Source organism: Sphingomonas sp. CFBP 8765, from assembly GCF_014841445.1.
In the GTDB taxonomy this organism is placed as follows: domain Bacteria; phylum Pseudomonadota; class Alphaproteobacteria; order Sphingomonadales; family Sphingomonadaceae; genus Sphingomonas; species Sphingomonas aerolata.
The window spans coordinates 443039-455917 of record NZ_JACYTY010000001.1 but is presented as its reverse complement, the minus strand read 5'-3'; the positions used below and the strand labels follow the sequence as shown (position 1 = coordinate 455917).

At 68.3% G+C, this 12879-nt stretch carries 12 protein-coding genes; 5 read left to right on the top strand and 7 right to left on the bottom strand.

Translation table 11 applies throughout. The features are described 5' to 3' along the window. The first annotated feature begins 44 nt into the window (after window positions 1-44). From IFT87_RS02225 to IFT87_RS02215, 3 genes are all read left to right on the top strand, one after another. Complete coding sequence (locus tag IFT87_RS02225) at window positions 45-938, top strand: F0F1 ATP synthase subunit gamma (RefSeq protein ID WP_031441854.1); 894 nt, start codon at window positions 45-47, stop codon at window positions 936-938. Window positions 939-955: 17 nt separating this feature from the next. Further along, window positions 956-2428, top strand: coding sequence for a F0F1 ATP synthase subunit beta (gene atpD, locus IFT87_RS02220; protein ID WP_037530472.1), 1473 nt, complete (start codon window positions 956-958; stop codon window positions 2426-2428). A 134-nt stretch (window positions 2429-2562) separates the two neighbouring features. Then, entirely contained in the window at window positions 2563-2817 is a 255-nt protein-coding gene (locus tag IFT87_RS02215) for an ATP synthase F1 subunit epsilon (protein ID WP_037530474.1), read from the top strand. A gap of 6 nt (window positions 2818-2823) precedes the next feature. On the opposite strand, the gene IFT87_RS02210 is transcribed toward IFT87_RS02215, so the two are convergent. The 3 genes from IFT87_RS02210 to IFT87_RS02200 all read right to left on the bottom strand — a co-directional run bounded on the left by IFT87_RS02210 (window position 2824) and on the right by IFT87_RS02200 (window position 7625). Beyond that, a complete protein-coding gene (locus IFT87_RS02210) occupies window positions 2824-3912 on the bottom strand; it encodes an acyltransferase family protein (protein ID WP_037530475.1) in 1089 nt (362 codons plus the stop codon). Window positions 3913-3958: 46 nt separating this feature from the next. Beyond that, window positions 3959-6130 (bottom strand): primosomal protein N', encoded by a 2172-nt coding sequence (locus tag IFT87_RS02205; RefSeq protein WP_192007319.1) that lies wholly within the window; start codon window positions 6128-6130, stop codon window positions 3959-3961. An 88-nt stretch (window positions 6131-6218) separates the two neighbouring features. Further along, window positions 6219-7625 (bottom strand): sensor domain-containing diguanylate cyclase, encoded by a 1407-nt coding sequence (locus tag IFT87_RS02200; RefSeq protein WP_342211118.1) that lies wholly within the window; start codon window positions 7623-7625, stop codon window positions 6219-6221. Window positions 7626-7765: 140 nt separating this feature from the next. On the opposite strand from IFT87_RS02200, the gene IFT87_RS02195 reads away from it, so the two are divergent. After that, window positions 7766-8665, top strand: a complete 900-nt coding sequence (locus IFT87_RS02195; RefSeq protein ID WP_249403158.1) for a tyrosine recombinase XerC — start codon at window positions 7766-7768, stop codon at window positions 8663-8665. 7 nt (window positions 8666-8672) lie between these two features. On the opposite strand, the gene IFT87_RS02190 is transcribed toward IFT87_RS02195, so the two are convergent. The 4 genes from IFT87_RS02190 to rsmI form a co-directional block, all read right to left on the bottom strand. Beyond that, window positions 8673-9272 carry a DedA family protein gene (locus tag IFT87_RS02190; protein ID WP_037531890.1) on the bottom strand — a complete coding sequence of 200 codons (600 nt, stop codon included), beginning with the start codon at window positions 9270-9272 and terminating at the stop codon, window positions 8673-8675. An 86-nt stretch (window positions 9273-9358) separates the two neighbouring features. Further along, window positions 9359-10312: a glutathione synthase gene (gene gshB / locus IFT87_RS02185; RefSeq protein WP_166747544.1), complete on the bottom strand. Its 954-nt coding sequence runs from the start codon at window positions 10310-10312 to the stop codon at window positions 9359-9361. A 64-nt stretch (window positions 10313-10376) separates the two neighbouring features. Next, window positions 10377-10775 carry a YraN family protein gene (locus tag IFT87_RS02180; protein WP_052149316.1) on the bottom strand — a complete coding sequence of 133 codons (399 nt, stop codon included), beginning with the start codon at window positions 10773-10775 and terminating at the stop codon, window positions 10377-10379. After that, window positions 10772-11617: a 16S rRNA (cytidine(1402)-2'-O)-methyltransferase gene (rsmI, locus tag IFT87_RS02175; RefSeq protein WP_249403157.1), complete on the bottom strand. Its 846-nt coding sequence runs from the start codon at window positions 11615-11617 to the stop codon at window positions 10772-10774. The genes IFT87_RS02180 and rsmI overlap by 4 nt, the downstream gene beginning before the upstream one ends. Window positions 11618-11627: 10 nt before the next feature. Between rsmI and IFT87_RS02170 the strand changes: the two genes are divergently transcribed. Next, window positions 11628-12842: a penicillin-binding protein activator gene (locus tag IFT87_RS02170; protein WP_037531892.1), complete on the top strand. Its 1215-nt coding sequence runs from the start codon at window positions 11628-11630 to the stop codon at window positions 12840-12842. Window positions 12843-12879 lie beyond the last annotated feature (37 nt).

Sequence of the window (12879 nt, the reverse complement as noted above, 5' to 3'; positions counted from 1 at the left end):
GGCAGGCTGGGCCTCCGCCGTCGCGGGGGAACAAAGGGACGTAGATGGCGAGCCTCAAGGCACTCAAGATCCGTATCGGCTCGGTGAAGTCGACGCAGAAGATCACCAAGGCGATGAAGATGGTCGCCGCTGCGAAACTGCGCCGTGCGCAGGACGCAGCGGTCGCCGGCCGGCCCTATGCCGAGCGGCTCGAAGCGGTGATGGCGAGCCTTGCCGGGCGCGTCGGCATCGCGCCGGGCGCATCGCCGCTGCTGGCCGGGACCGGCAGGGACCAGGTCCATCTGATCGTCATCGCGACGTCGGAGCGTGGTCTGGCGGGTGCGTTCAACACCAACATCGTCCGCGCGGCACGCCGCAAGGCCGAGGAGTTGATCGCGGCCGGCAAGACCGTGAAGTTCTATGTCGCCGGCAAGAAGGGGCGCGTGATCAAGCGTTTCTTCCCGAACGACATTCTCGCCGATCACGAGATGGGCGGGATCAAGAAGCTCGCGTTCAGCGACGCGCAGGCGATCTCCGAAGACCTGATCAAGCGCTTCGGCGAGGGTCAGTTCGACGTCGCGCATCTGTTCTACGCCAAGTTCGTCTCGGCGCTGGTCCAGGTGCCGACCGGCATCCAGATCGTTCCCGTGCCGCTCTCGACCATCCCCGGCGCAGAGGCAAAACCCAACGCACCGGCGGAAGCCGTGGTCGAGTATGAGCCCGACGAGGAAGCGATCCTCGCCGACCTGCTGCCGCGCAACGTCGCGATCCAGATCTTCCGCGCGCTGCTCGAAAACGCGGCGTCGGAGCAGGGCAGCCGCATGAACGCGATGGACAACGCCACGCGCAACGCGGGCGACATGATCACGCGCCTCTCGATCCAGTATAACCGTACACGCCAAGCCGCGATCACGACCGAGCTGGTCGAAATCATCTCGGGCGCCGAAGCGCTCAAGTAAGCCCAAGGAAGCAGATAATGGCAACCGCCCCAGAGACCATCGCCCCAGTGGCGGCAACGAACAACACGGGTCGCATCTCGCAGGTGATCGGCGCGGTCGTCGACGTGCATTTCCCCGACAACCTGCCCGCGATTCTGTCGGCGCTCGAAACCGATAACAACGGCAACCGGCTCGTCCTCGAAGTCGCGCAGCATCTCGGCGAGAACACCGTCCGCACGATCGCGATGGACGCGACCGAGGGTCTGACCCGCGGCCAGACCGTCACCGACACCGGCTCGCAGATCCGCGTGCCCGTCGGCCCGAAGACGCTTGGCCGCATCCTCAACGTCATCGGCGAGCCGATCGACGAGCGTGGCCCCGTCGGCGCAGAGCAGACCGCCCCGATCCACGCATCGGCACCGCTGTTCGTCGACCAGTCGACCGAGAGCGCGATCCTGGTCACCGGCATCAAGGTCATCGATCTGCTCGCACCCTATGCAAAGGGCGGCAAGATCGGCCTGTTCGGCGGCGCCGGCGTCGGCAAGACAGTGCTGATCCAGGAACTGATCAACAACATCGCCAAGGGCCACGGCGGCACCTCGGTGTTCGCGGGCGTCGGCGAGCGCACCCGCGAGGGTAACGATCTGTACCACGAGTTCCTCGACGCGGGCGTCATCGCCAAGGATGCCGACGGCAATCCGCAGTCGGAAGGCTCGAAGGTGGCACTCGTGTTCGGCCAGATGAACGAGCCGCCAGGCGCACGCGCACGCGTCGCGCTGTCGGGTCTGACGATCGCCGAATATTTCCGCGACGTCGAAGGCCAGGACGTGCTGTTCTTCGTCGACAACATCTTCCGCTTCACGCAGGCGGGCGCAGAGGTTTCGGCACTGCTCGGCCGCATTCCGTCGGCCGTGGGCTATCAGCCGACGCTGTCGACCGACATGGGCGCGCTGCAGGAGCGCATCACCTCGACCAACAAGGGGTCGATCACCTCGGTGCAGGCCGTGTACGTTCCCGCGGACGATCTTACCGATCCGGCACCGGCAACGTCGTTCGCGCATCTCGATGCGACGACCAACCTCAACCGTGCGATCTCGGAGCTGGGCATCTACCCGGCAGTCGATCCGCTCGACTCGACCTCGCGTCTGCTCGAGCCACGCGTCGTCGGCCAAGAGCATTACGACACCGCCCGTGCGGTTCAGTCGACGCTGCAGAAGTACAAGTCGCTGCAGGATATCATCGCGATTCTCGGCATGGACGAGCTGTCCGAGGAGGATAAGCTCACCGTGCAGCGTGCGCGCAAGATCCAGAAGTTCCTGAGCCAGCCGTTCCACGTCGCCGAGGTCTTCACCGGCATCAGCGGCAAGTTCGTCCAGCTCGAGGACACTGTCCGTTCGTTCAAGGCGGTGGTCGAGGGTGAGTATGATCACCTGCCCGAGAGCGCCTTCTACATGGTCGGCGGCATCGACGAAGCGGTCGCCAAGGCCGAGAAGATGGCTGCGGAGGCGTAAGCCAACCTGACTCCCCCTCCCGCAAGCGGGAGGGGGCTGGGGGGTGGGCACCCGCTCTCCACGTCGCGCGAGGCCGATAGCGCGAGCCCACCCCCGGCCCCTCCCGCATGCGGGAGGGGAGTGAGAAGATAGACATGCTGCATTTCGAACTCGTCACGCCAGAAAAGCTCGTCCGGTCGGAGGAGGTCTATATGGTCGTCGTCCCCGGCACCGAAGGCGATTTCGGCGTGCTGGAAGGCCATGCGCCGTTCATGTCGACCGTCCGCGACGGGAGCGTGCAGGTGCATCGGACGCAGAACGGCACGCCTGAGACGATCGCGATCCGCGGTGGTTTCGCCGAGGTCAACGCCAAGGGCCTGACCATCCTCGCCGAGCAGGCGGGCGAGTAAACCGCCTCAGGCGAGCGCCGCGTCGGTAGCGACCGGCGCCGCCGCTGGGGCCTTGCGCTGCCGGGCAAGGATCCGCAGCAGCGGCCGTTCGATCCAGCGGTGGACGATGAGCCCCGCGACCGTCGACAGCATCACGAAGAGCGCGACGAAGACACTCGCCGGACAGTCCGGCAACACCCCGCCGATGCGCCACAGCAGCGCGATCAGGCAGGGGTGGACGAGGTAGGTCGAATAGGAGGCGTCGCCGATCCGCGCGACGATCCGGTCGAACCGGCCGCCACCCGGCGTGTCGATCACCCCGAGCAGGACGAGCGCCCAGGGCAGCCCCCAGGTCCAGCTGCGTGCGAGACCGGAGGTGCCGGCGACCGCCGCCTGGACATCGCCCGAGACCGCAGGACCTAGCCCGAAGGCGATGCCGATGGCGAGCAGCGCGATCCCCGAGACCATGGCGATGGCCGCGACCGGTGTGGCGATCCCGCGTCGCCAGGCGATCCAGACGAGCAGGCCAAACGCGAATTCCAGCTGCATCGGGTTGAAGAGCAACCGCACCGGCGCCCAGCCGGGCTGGACGATGCAGCCGATCAGCGCAACGGTGAACGTCGCGACCAGCAGCCACCGGGTCCTGTGGTGGCGGGCGGTCATCGCGAGCGCGACGAGCGCGTAGAAGGCGAATTCGAACCCCAGCGTCCAGCCGACATAGAGCGAAGGCTGATGATAACTAGCGCCATCAAGCAGCGGGAGGACGGTGATCGACATCAGCATCGCCTCGACCGGCTGCGGCTCGGTCGCGACGAGGATATAGGCGATGCTGGCGAGCGCGAAGAGCGGGACGATGCGGCGCCAGCGCTGGACGAGAAAGCCCCAGGGATCGCGTGGTGTGGTCGCGAGCGACTGTGCCATGACGAAGCCGCTGATGACGAAGAAGAGATCGACGCCGCTGATGCCGACCACGGCGAGATTGGGCACCGACGGGATGAACGCGCCGGTGATCCGGACCGGACCCGCATCGACCAGGTTCGCTGCATGCGCGGCAACGACGATCGTCGCAGCGAGCGCGCGCAGCCATTGGACCGGGGTGACACGCTGCGCCGACATCCAGCCTGGATAGCGTGCTAGCGGTTAAGCGTCGGTTGCTGCCGGATCAGAGAAAATTATAGGGATCGACGTCGACGGTGACGCGTACCTTGGACGGCCAGTCGAGCGTGCCGAGCCATGCACGGATGACGTCCTGTACGTCGAGCGCGCGCTTCGCGTGGACGAGCAGGCGGTAGCGGTGCCGGCCGCGCAGCATTGCGAGCGGTGCGGGCGCGGGGCCGTAGACATGCATCCCCTCGACCTGCGGCGCGCTTCGCCCGACGAGATTGGCGGTGTCGTGCGCACAACGCTGATCCTCCGAAGACACGACGATCGCGGCATAACGGCCAAAGGGCGGCGCGCCCGCATCCTTGCGCGCCTCGGTTTCCGCCGCATAAAACGCGTCGGCGTCGCCGGTGATCAGCGCCTGCATCACCTGCGCGGCGGGGCTGTGCGTCTGGATGAAGACATGGCCGGGCTTCTCGCCACGACCGGCACGCCCCGACACCTGGCGAATCTGCTGGAAAGTGCGTTCGGCCGCGCGCAGGTCGCCGCCGTCGAGCCCCAGATCCGCATCGACCACGCCGACCAGCGTCAGATTGGGGAAGTGATAGCCCTTGGTCACCAGCTGCGTGCCGACGACGATGTCGATATCGCCCGCCTCCATCCGGTCGACGAATTCGGCTGCCTTGGCGGGCGACCAGATGGTGTCGGAGGTGACGACCGCGGTCTTCGCCTCGGGAAACAGCGCGGCGACCTCGTCCGCGATCCGCTCGACACCGGGACCGCAGGCGACGAGCGTATCCTCGCCCTGGCATTCGGGACAGACGCGCGGCGTCGGCTCGGCATGGCCGCAATGATGGCAGGCAAGACGCCGCGTCAGCCGGTGCTCGACCATCCACGCGGTGCAGTTCGGACACTGGAACCGGTGCCCGCAGGTGCGGCACAGCGTCAACGGCGCATAGCCGCGGCGGTTGAGGAACAGCAGCGCCTGTTCGCGCTTCTCCAGGGTCGCCTGCATCGCCTGGACCAGCCGCGGGGCGAGCCAGCGACCGCGCTCGGGCGGCTCCCTGATCAGGTCGATCGGCTCGATCGTTGGCATTTCCGCCACGCCGAACCGGCCGGGCAGCTTCAGCTCGGCATAGCGGCCGGTCGCGACCTGCTGGCGGGTCTCGATCGCGGGCGTAGCGGAGGCGAGGATGACCGGGCATCCCTCAAACTTGCCGCGCATCACCGCGACGTCGCGCGCATGATAATGCACGCCTTCCTCCTGCTTGAAGCTGGTCTCGTGCGCCTCGTCGACGACGATCAGGCCGAGATCGCGATAGGGCAGGAACAGCGCGGAGCGTGCACCGACCGTCACCAGCGCCTCGCCGCTCGCGATCGCACGCCAGGCGCGGCGTCGTTGGGTGGACCGCAGCCCCGAATGCCACGCGATCGGCTCGCAGCCGAAGCGGTCGTGGAAGCGCTTGAGGAAGGGCTCGGTCAATGCGATCTCGGGCAGCAGCACCAGAGTCTGGCGGCCGTCGCGGATCGCCTGCGCGACCGCCTCGAAATAGACCTCTGTCTTGCCCGAACCGGTCACGCCGTCGAGCAATGTCGGCGTGAAGATGTGGTCGGCGACGCCTTTGACGAGCGAGTCCGCCGCTGCGCGCTGATCGGGCGACAGCACGGGGACGTGATGCAGCGGGTCGGGGACAGGGTAAGGGCTGTCGATATCCACCTCGACCGCCTCGATCCCGCCGACCTTGACGAGGCCGCGAATGACCGCGTCGCTCACCTCGGCGAGCTGCGCCAGTTCACGGATCAGGCCCTGGCGATCGCCGATCCGTTCGAGCGCCTGTTCGCGTTGCGGCGTCAGGCGCGGGGGGATCGTGCCGGTCGCGCGATATTCGGTCGCGGTGCGCGCGCCCTCGAGCGCGGAAGTCGAGGCGAGCGACATCCGCAGCACCGAGGCGGGGGGCGCCAGATAATAATCGGCGGTCCATTCGATCAGCCGGCGAAGCGCCGCACCGAGCGGCGGTACGTCCGCACCCGCGAGCAGATTGCGCAGGCGGTTGTCGCCGACCTCCGCATCGGACGGCATCCGCTCCGCCTCCCATACCACGCCGAGCAGCTGGCGCGGGCCGAGCGGCGCGACGACGATCGAGCCGGGCGCGACGTCCATGCCCGCGGGCACGCGGTAGTCGAGCGGCCCGAGGGCGGCGTTGAGGATCAGGACACGGGCGCGCGACGACATGGCCGACGCATATGGGGGCAGATCGACTCGACGGAAACCTTTTAGCGGCGTGTGGTCGTCGTCGCGGCGCGCATCGCGGTGAACCCGATCAGGCGGCGCGGCGCCGTTCGCCGATCCGTTCGCGTTTGGCGCGGTAGAGGACGATGTCGACGCGGTGGACGAAATCGCGGACCGTCTGGCAATCGGGTTCGAGCGCGGCGATGCCGACGGTGCCCGCGCTGATCATTGCCAGGCCGTCGACCGAGACCGGCACCTGCAACGCCTCCTGCAGCCGACTGACAATCTCTTCGGGCGCACTGACCAGCGCGGGGTCGTCGACGATCACTGCGAATTCGTCACCGCCAAGCCGCGCGGCGAGGCTGCCGCGAAGCCATGGCGCCTGCAGGATCTGGCCAACGCCGCGCAGCACGTCGTCGCCCGCGTTGTGGCCGAGCGTGTCGTTGATCGCCTTGAACCCGTCGAGATCGACCAGCGCGAGCAGCAACGGCGATGCCGCTGTACGCGCGCGCGTGATTGCCGCGTCGAGCGCCCGGTCAAACGCGGCCCGGTTGGCGAGGCCGGTGAGCGCATCGGTTTCGGCCGTGCGTCGCAGCGTGAGTTCGAGCGCGTGACGCTCTGTCACGTCCTGGAAGATGCCGACGATCGCGACGGGACCGTCCACGTTGCGCTGGGCCTCATGTTCCAGCTCGCCCTGCACGCGCACGCGTCGTGAATTGCCCAGCGCAGTGGTGAAGTCGAGTTCGAGATCGATCGGGACGCCGGTGCGGATGACGTCGGTGAGCGCCTGCGCGATCTGTTCGCGGGCATGGGGGGGATAGTGATCGATCGCCTTCGACGGGTCGGGTTGCGCGCCCAGCGGCAGCTCGTGGATCCGGAAGACGCCGTCGGACCATTCGAGCGGACCGTCGGGCCACAGCACCCGCCACGATCCGATCGCCGCCATCCGCTCGGCTTGGCGGAAGATGCGGTCCTGGCGAGCGAGAACGGACGACTGGCGATCCGCGGTCACCGCGATCGCGAGCGCCTGGAGCGCTGCGGTCCGCGCGGCGATCGCCGCCTCGGCAAGCGTGGCGAGATGCACGAGTGCTTTCCGCCCTGCCGCGTTCAGGCTGCGCGGATGGGTGTCGAGCACGCACAGCGCGCCGATCGGATGACGTCGTCCGTCGTCGTCGATCGCATGGATCGGGGCACCGGCATAGAATCGCACCCCGTCGGATGCGGCAACCAGGGGGTTGGCAGCGAATCGCGAATCACCCGACAAATCCTCCATGACCAGCGGCGCCGAGCCCTGAATGGTGACGTTGCACATGGTCACGTCGCGCGCGATCTCGCCGCGTTCGCCGTCATTGGCCGCCTTGATCCACAACCGGTCGCGATCGATCAGCGTCATCATCGCGCTGGGGCAGTCGAGCATTTCGGCTGCCAGCGCGACGAGCGCGTCGAATTCGCGCTCCGGTTCGGTATCGAGAAGCGCGAGCGCGTTGAGCGTCGCCACCCGGCGTTCCTCATCGGCCGAGGCAAAACGCGATGGTGATCCGGGCATTTCGCGAGGGGCGGACTCGGGGAGCGACATGTCTTCGAATAGGCCTGCGTTAGTTAATTTTCTTTGTCGTTCAAACGCTCTAGCATGCCGGAATGACCTCACCCGACACGCTTCCCCCGTCGATGCTCTGGGCGACGCATCTGGCGCGGGACCGGATGCGGTCGGTGCACACGGTGCGCGCCTATCGCGCGGTCGCCGAGCGGTTGACGGCGTTCCTCGTCGGGCATTGGGCGGGGGCGGTCGACCGCGCGGCGCTGGGCCGGACGAGCACGGCGGATCTGCGCGCCTATCTGGCCTATCGACGCGGGCAGGGGCTGGGGAATGCGTCGGCGGCGCGCGAGCTGTCCGCGGTGCGCGGTTTCCTCGCCTGGGCGAATGCGGATGCCGAACCGCCGCGGCTGAAGGGGCCGCGGGTCCAGCGCGGCGTGCCGCGGCCGATCTCGCCAGCCGAGGCGGTGGCGCTGGCCGGGGAGGTCGCCGACGACGCTGCCGAGCCGTGGATCGGCGCGCGCGACTGGGCGGTGCTGATGCTGCTGTACGGCGCGGGGCTGCGAATTGGCGAGGCGCTCCTGCTGACGCCGGCGATCCTGCCGCTCGGCGAGGCGCTGTCGGTAACCGGCAAGCGCGCCAAGACGCGGATCGTGCCGCTGTTGCCGCAGGTCCGGACCGCGATCGAGGCCTATGTCGCGTCGTGCCCTTGGGCGCTGGTGCCGGGGGAGCCGCTGTTCCGGGGCGCGAAGGGTGGCCCGCTCGCCCCCGCGATCGTGCGCCGCGCGGTCCGCGGGGCCCGCGAGCGGCTCGGGCTTGGCGAGCGGACGACCCCGCACGCGCTGCGCCACAGTTTTGCGACGCATCTGCTGGGACGCGGGGCGGACCTGCGCGCGTTGCAGGAGCTGCTCGGCCATGCGAGCCTCAGCTCGACGCAGATCTATACGCAGGTCGATGCGGCGCATCTGATGGACGTGTACCGCAACGCGCATCCGCGGGCGTAGCGCAGGGTCAGCCTTTCGGCTTCCATGTCAGCACGCGCCAGCCATAGGCGAGTGCGATGATGACGAACGTCGCGACCGACACCGGGCCGATATAGCGGTCGAGCTGCTGGAAGCGCGAGCCGAGCAGGATGCCTGCATAGGCGAGCACGGTGTTCCAGATCGCGCTGCCCGCAGCGGTCCAGATCACGAACTTCCACAACGGCATGTACGTCATGCCGGCCGGGAGCGAGATGATCGTCCGGAAGGTCGGCATGAAGCGGAAGACGAATATCACCCAGCCGCCGCGCTTCACGAAGAACCGGTGGACCTTCTCGATATCCGACCATTCGATCGTCAGCCAGCGGCCATGCCGCTCGACGAACGGACGGAAGCGCTCGTAGCCGATGTTCCGGCCGATATAATACCAGAAGTAATTGCCCGCGACCGACCCGATCGTACCCGCGACGATCAGCGGCACGACCGCCATATGGCCGCGCGCGACGGCAATGCCGCCGAGCCCCATGATCACCTCGGACGGCACGGGCGGGACGATATTCTCGAGCGCCATCAGCAAAAAGATGCCGAAATAGCCGCCCCAGGCGATCAGGTTGATGATAAATTCGGTCATGGCTAACCGATACTTCCGGGAGGCCGCATGTGTTCCCTCGACAGCGCGGTCGCACCATCCCGGCCTGAACCGGGATGGTGGTTTTCCTACCGCGCCGCGACCTTCGCCTCGATCGCGTCCCAGATCATCGCGGAGACGTCAGTGCCGTCGAATCGTTCGATCGCGACGATGCCGGTGGGCGAGGTCACGTTGATCTCGGTCAGCCACTTGCCGCCGATCACGTCGATGCCGACGAACAGCAGCCCGCGCTTCCTGAGTTCAGGCCCGAGGACCGCGCAGATCTCGCGCTCGGTCGGGGTCAGCTCGGTCTTTTCCGCCGAGCCGCCGACCGCGAGGTTGGAGCGGATCTCGCCCTCGCCCGGCAGGCGGTTGATCGCGCCGGCGACTTCGCCGTCGACCAGCACGATGCGCTTGTCGCCCTTGGCCACGTCGGGAAGGAACGCCTGGACCATGTGCGGCTCGCGCCACGTCATGTTGAACACCTCGATCAGCGCGGACAGGTTGGCACCGTCCGATTCGACCTTGAAGATCGCCTTGCCGCCATTGCCGTGCAGCGGCTTGATCACGATCGCGCCGTGCTCGGCCAGGAAGGCGCGCGCCTCGTCGAGGCTGCGCGTGACGAGCGTCGGCGGCATGAACTGCGGATAGTCGAGCACGAACACCTTTTCGGGTGCGTTGCGGACCTGTGCCGGGTCGTTGACGACCAGCGTCTTGCCGGCGATCCGCTCGAGCAGATGCGTCGCGGTGATGTAGCCGAGATCGAAGGGCGGGTCCTGCCGCATGAGCACGACGTCGGCCTCGTCGCCGAGATCGAGGTTTACCGGCTCGCCGACGCTGAAATGATCGCCGGTCACGCGCTGCACGGTGACGGGGTGCGCCTTCGCCCAGACCCGGCCGTCGCGGTAGTTGAGATCCTCCGCGGCATAATGGAACAGCCGGTGCCCGCGCTTTTGTGCGGAGAGCATCAGCGCGAAGGTCGAATCGCCCGCGATATTGATGCTGTCGAGCGGGTCCATCTGGACGGCGACGGTGAGGCTCATGCGTCTTCCTTCTATGCGGTCGAGCGCATGTAGGTGCGCGCGGGCCGCAAGTCACCCGACCCGCTCAGCCGATCCATGCATTCTCGATATGGCGGGGGCGCGTGCCGGGCGCGAGCAGGATGACGTCGACGCGGATGTCGTCGCCGGGCCCGGCATAGCGCGGCATCAAAAACTCTGCCGCCGCGGCGACCCGCGCGAGCCGCCGCTCGTCGATCGCGAAGTCGAGTTCGGCGGCGGTCGCGCGCGTCTTCACCTCGACGAACGCGACCAGCGTCCCCTTGCGCGCGACGATGTCGACCTCGCCCGCAGGCGTCCGCACGCGGCGGTCGAGGATGCTCCAGCCCTTTAGTCGCAGCCACCAGCCGGCCAGCCGCTCCCCGCGCCGCCCCGCAGCTTCCGCGACCTGTCGATCGGCGGTGCTCGCCGTCCGCCTGCGGGAGGGGCGCGGGGCGGGGAGGGTCACCCCTTCGCCTTCAATTCGAGCGCGCGGGCGTAGAGCGTCTTGCGGTCGAGCCCGAGTACCTTCGCAACCTCGCTCGCGGCCTGGCCGGTGGAGAGGCGGGTGAGGGCATCGGCCAGCGCCGTGTCGGCATCCGCCGCGCTGGCCGGGGGGGCGTCGCCGGGGGGGGCGATGACGATGACGATCTCGCCACGCGGCGGGGCGTCGGCGTAGCGAGTGGCGAGGTTCGTCAGCGTGCCGGTCACCGCCTCCTCGAACCGCTTGGTGATCTCACGTGTGACCGCCGCCTCACGGTCGCCGAGTCCTTCGGCGAGCGCGGCAAGGCTGGCACCGAGACGCGGACCCGATTCGTAGAGCACCAGCGTCGCGCGGATCGTCGCGATCTCGGCGATCGCCTCCGACCGGGCATGCGCCTTGGACGGCAGGAAGCCGACGAACAGGAAGCGATCGGTCGGCAGGCCCGCCAGCGTGAGCGCGGCGACCGCGGCGCAGGGGCCGGGGATCGTCACCACGAGATGCCCCGCCGCGCGCGCGTCGCGCACCAGCTTGAATCCGGGATCGGAAATCAGCGGCGTGCCCGCGTCGGACACCAGCGCCACCGCCTCGGTCGCCATCCGCGCGATCAGCGCGGGGCGGACGCCCTCGGCGCTGTGATCATGATAGGGGACCATCGGCGTCTTGGTCCCGACATGGCGGAGCAGACCGGCGGTGACGCGGCTGTCCTCGACCGCGACGACGTCGGCACGCGCGAGGATATCGGCGGCACGCGGCGACAGATCACCGAGATTGCCGATCGGCGTCGCGACGATGTAAAGGCCGGGGTTCAGTGGAGTTTCAGGGTTCATGGGGATTGTCATGGCAGACGCAGCGACGATAGGGCAATCGGCCCGGCACCGGATGCGCGCGTTTGGGCGCTCGGCGGCACTCACGATGGCCTGCCTGCTGGGCGCGTGCCAGACGATCGTCCCGCGCGGTCCCGTCGAGCCGTCGCAGCAGCGCCCGACCACCCGTCCTGCCGACACGCCCACGATCGGGGTCGAGACCGGCATCCCGCGCGATGCCGAGCGCAACCGCGTCGCGCTGCTCGTGCCGCTGTCGGGAAGCAATGCGGGGGTCGGCACGTCGATCGCCAATGCGACGATGATGGCGCTGCTCGACACGCAGAACCAGCGCGTGCGGATCACCAATTACGATACCGCGACGGGTGCCGCGGCTGCGGCCCAGCGCGCGATCGCAGAGGGTGCGCAGCTGATCCTGGGGCCGCTGTTGTCCGAGGACGTGCGCACGGTCGCGCCGATCGCGCGCGCGGCGGGCGTGCCGGTGCTGAGCTTCTCGAACGATCTCGGGGTGGCCGGCAACGGCGCCTATCTGATGGGCTATGTGCCGACCCAGTCGATTTCGCGCGTCGTCGATTTCGCGCGCGAGCGCGGCGTGTCGAACTTTGCCGGGCTGGTCCCGAACGGACTGTATGGCGAGCGCGCCTCGACTGCATTCCTCCGCGCGGTCGAGGGGGCGGGCGGCCAGGTCGTGTCGCTCCAGACCTATGGCCGGACGGCCGGTGGCGTGTCGGGCGCGGTCACGCGGCTCGCCGCAAAGGCACCCTATGATGCCGTGCTGATCGCCGACAGCGGTTCGACCGCGGCGTCGGCGGCGGCGCTGGTGAAGCGCGGCGCGGGCGCATCGACCCGGATCCTCGGCACCGAGCTGTGGAATTCCGAATCGAGCGTCGCCGCCAAGCCGGCGTTGAACGGCGCCTGGTATGCGAGCGTGTCGGATACGTTGTACCGGCAATATGCCGCCAAATACCGCGCACGCTTCGGCAGCGGACCGTACCGCCTGTCGAGCCTCGGCTATGATTCGGTGCTGCTGACGGTGCGGATCGCGCGAGACTGGAAGCCGGGGACGGCGTTCCCCGTGTCGCGGCTGCGCGATGGCGACGGCTTTTCGGGCATCGACGGTGCGTTTCGCTTCGGCCGCGACAATGTCGCCGAGCGCGCGCTGGAGGTGAAGGAAATCCGCGGCGGCACGACGAGCGTGGTGTCGCCGGCGCCGACCGGCTTCGGGAAATAAGCCAGCGCCTTACCGGCCTTCCCGCCTGCGCGGGGAG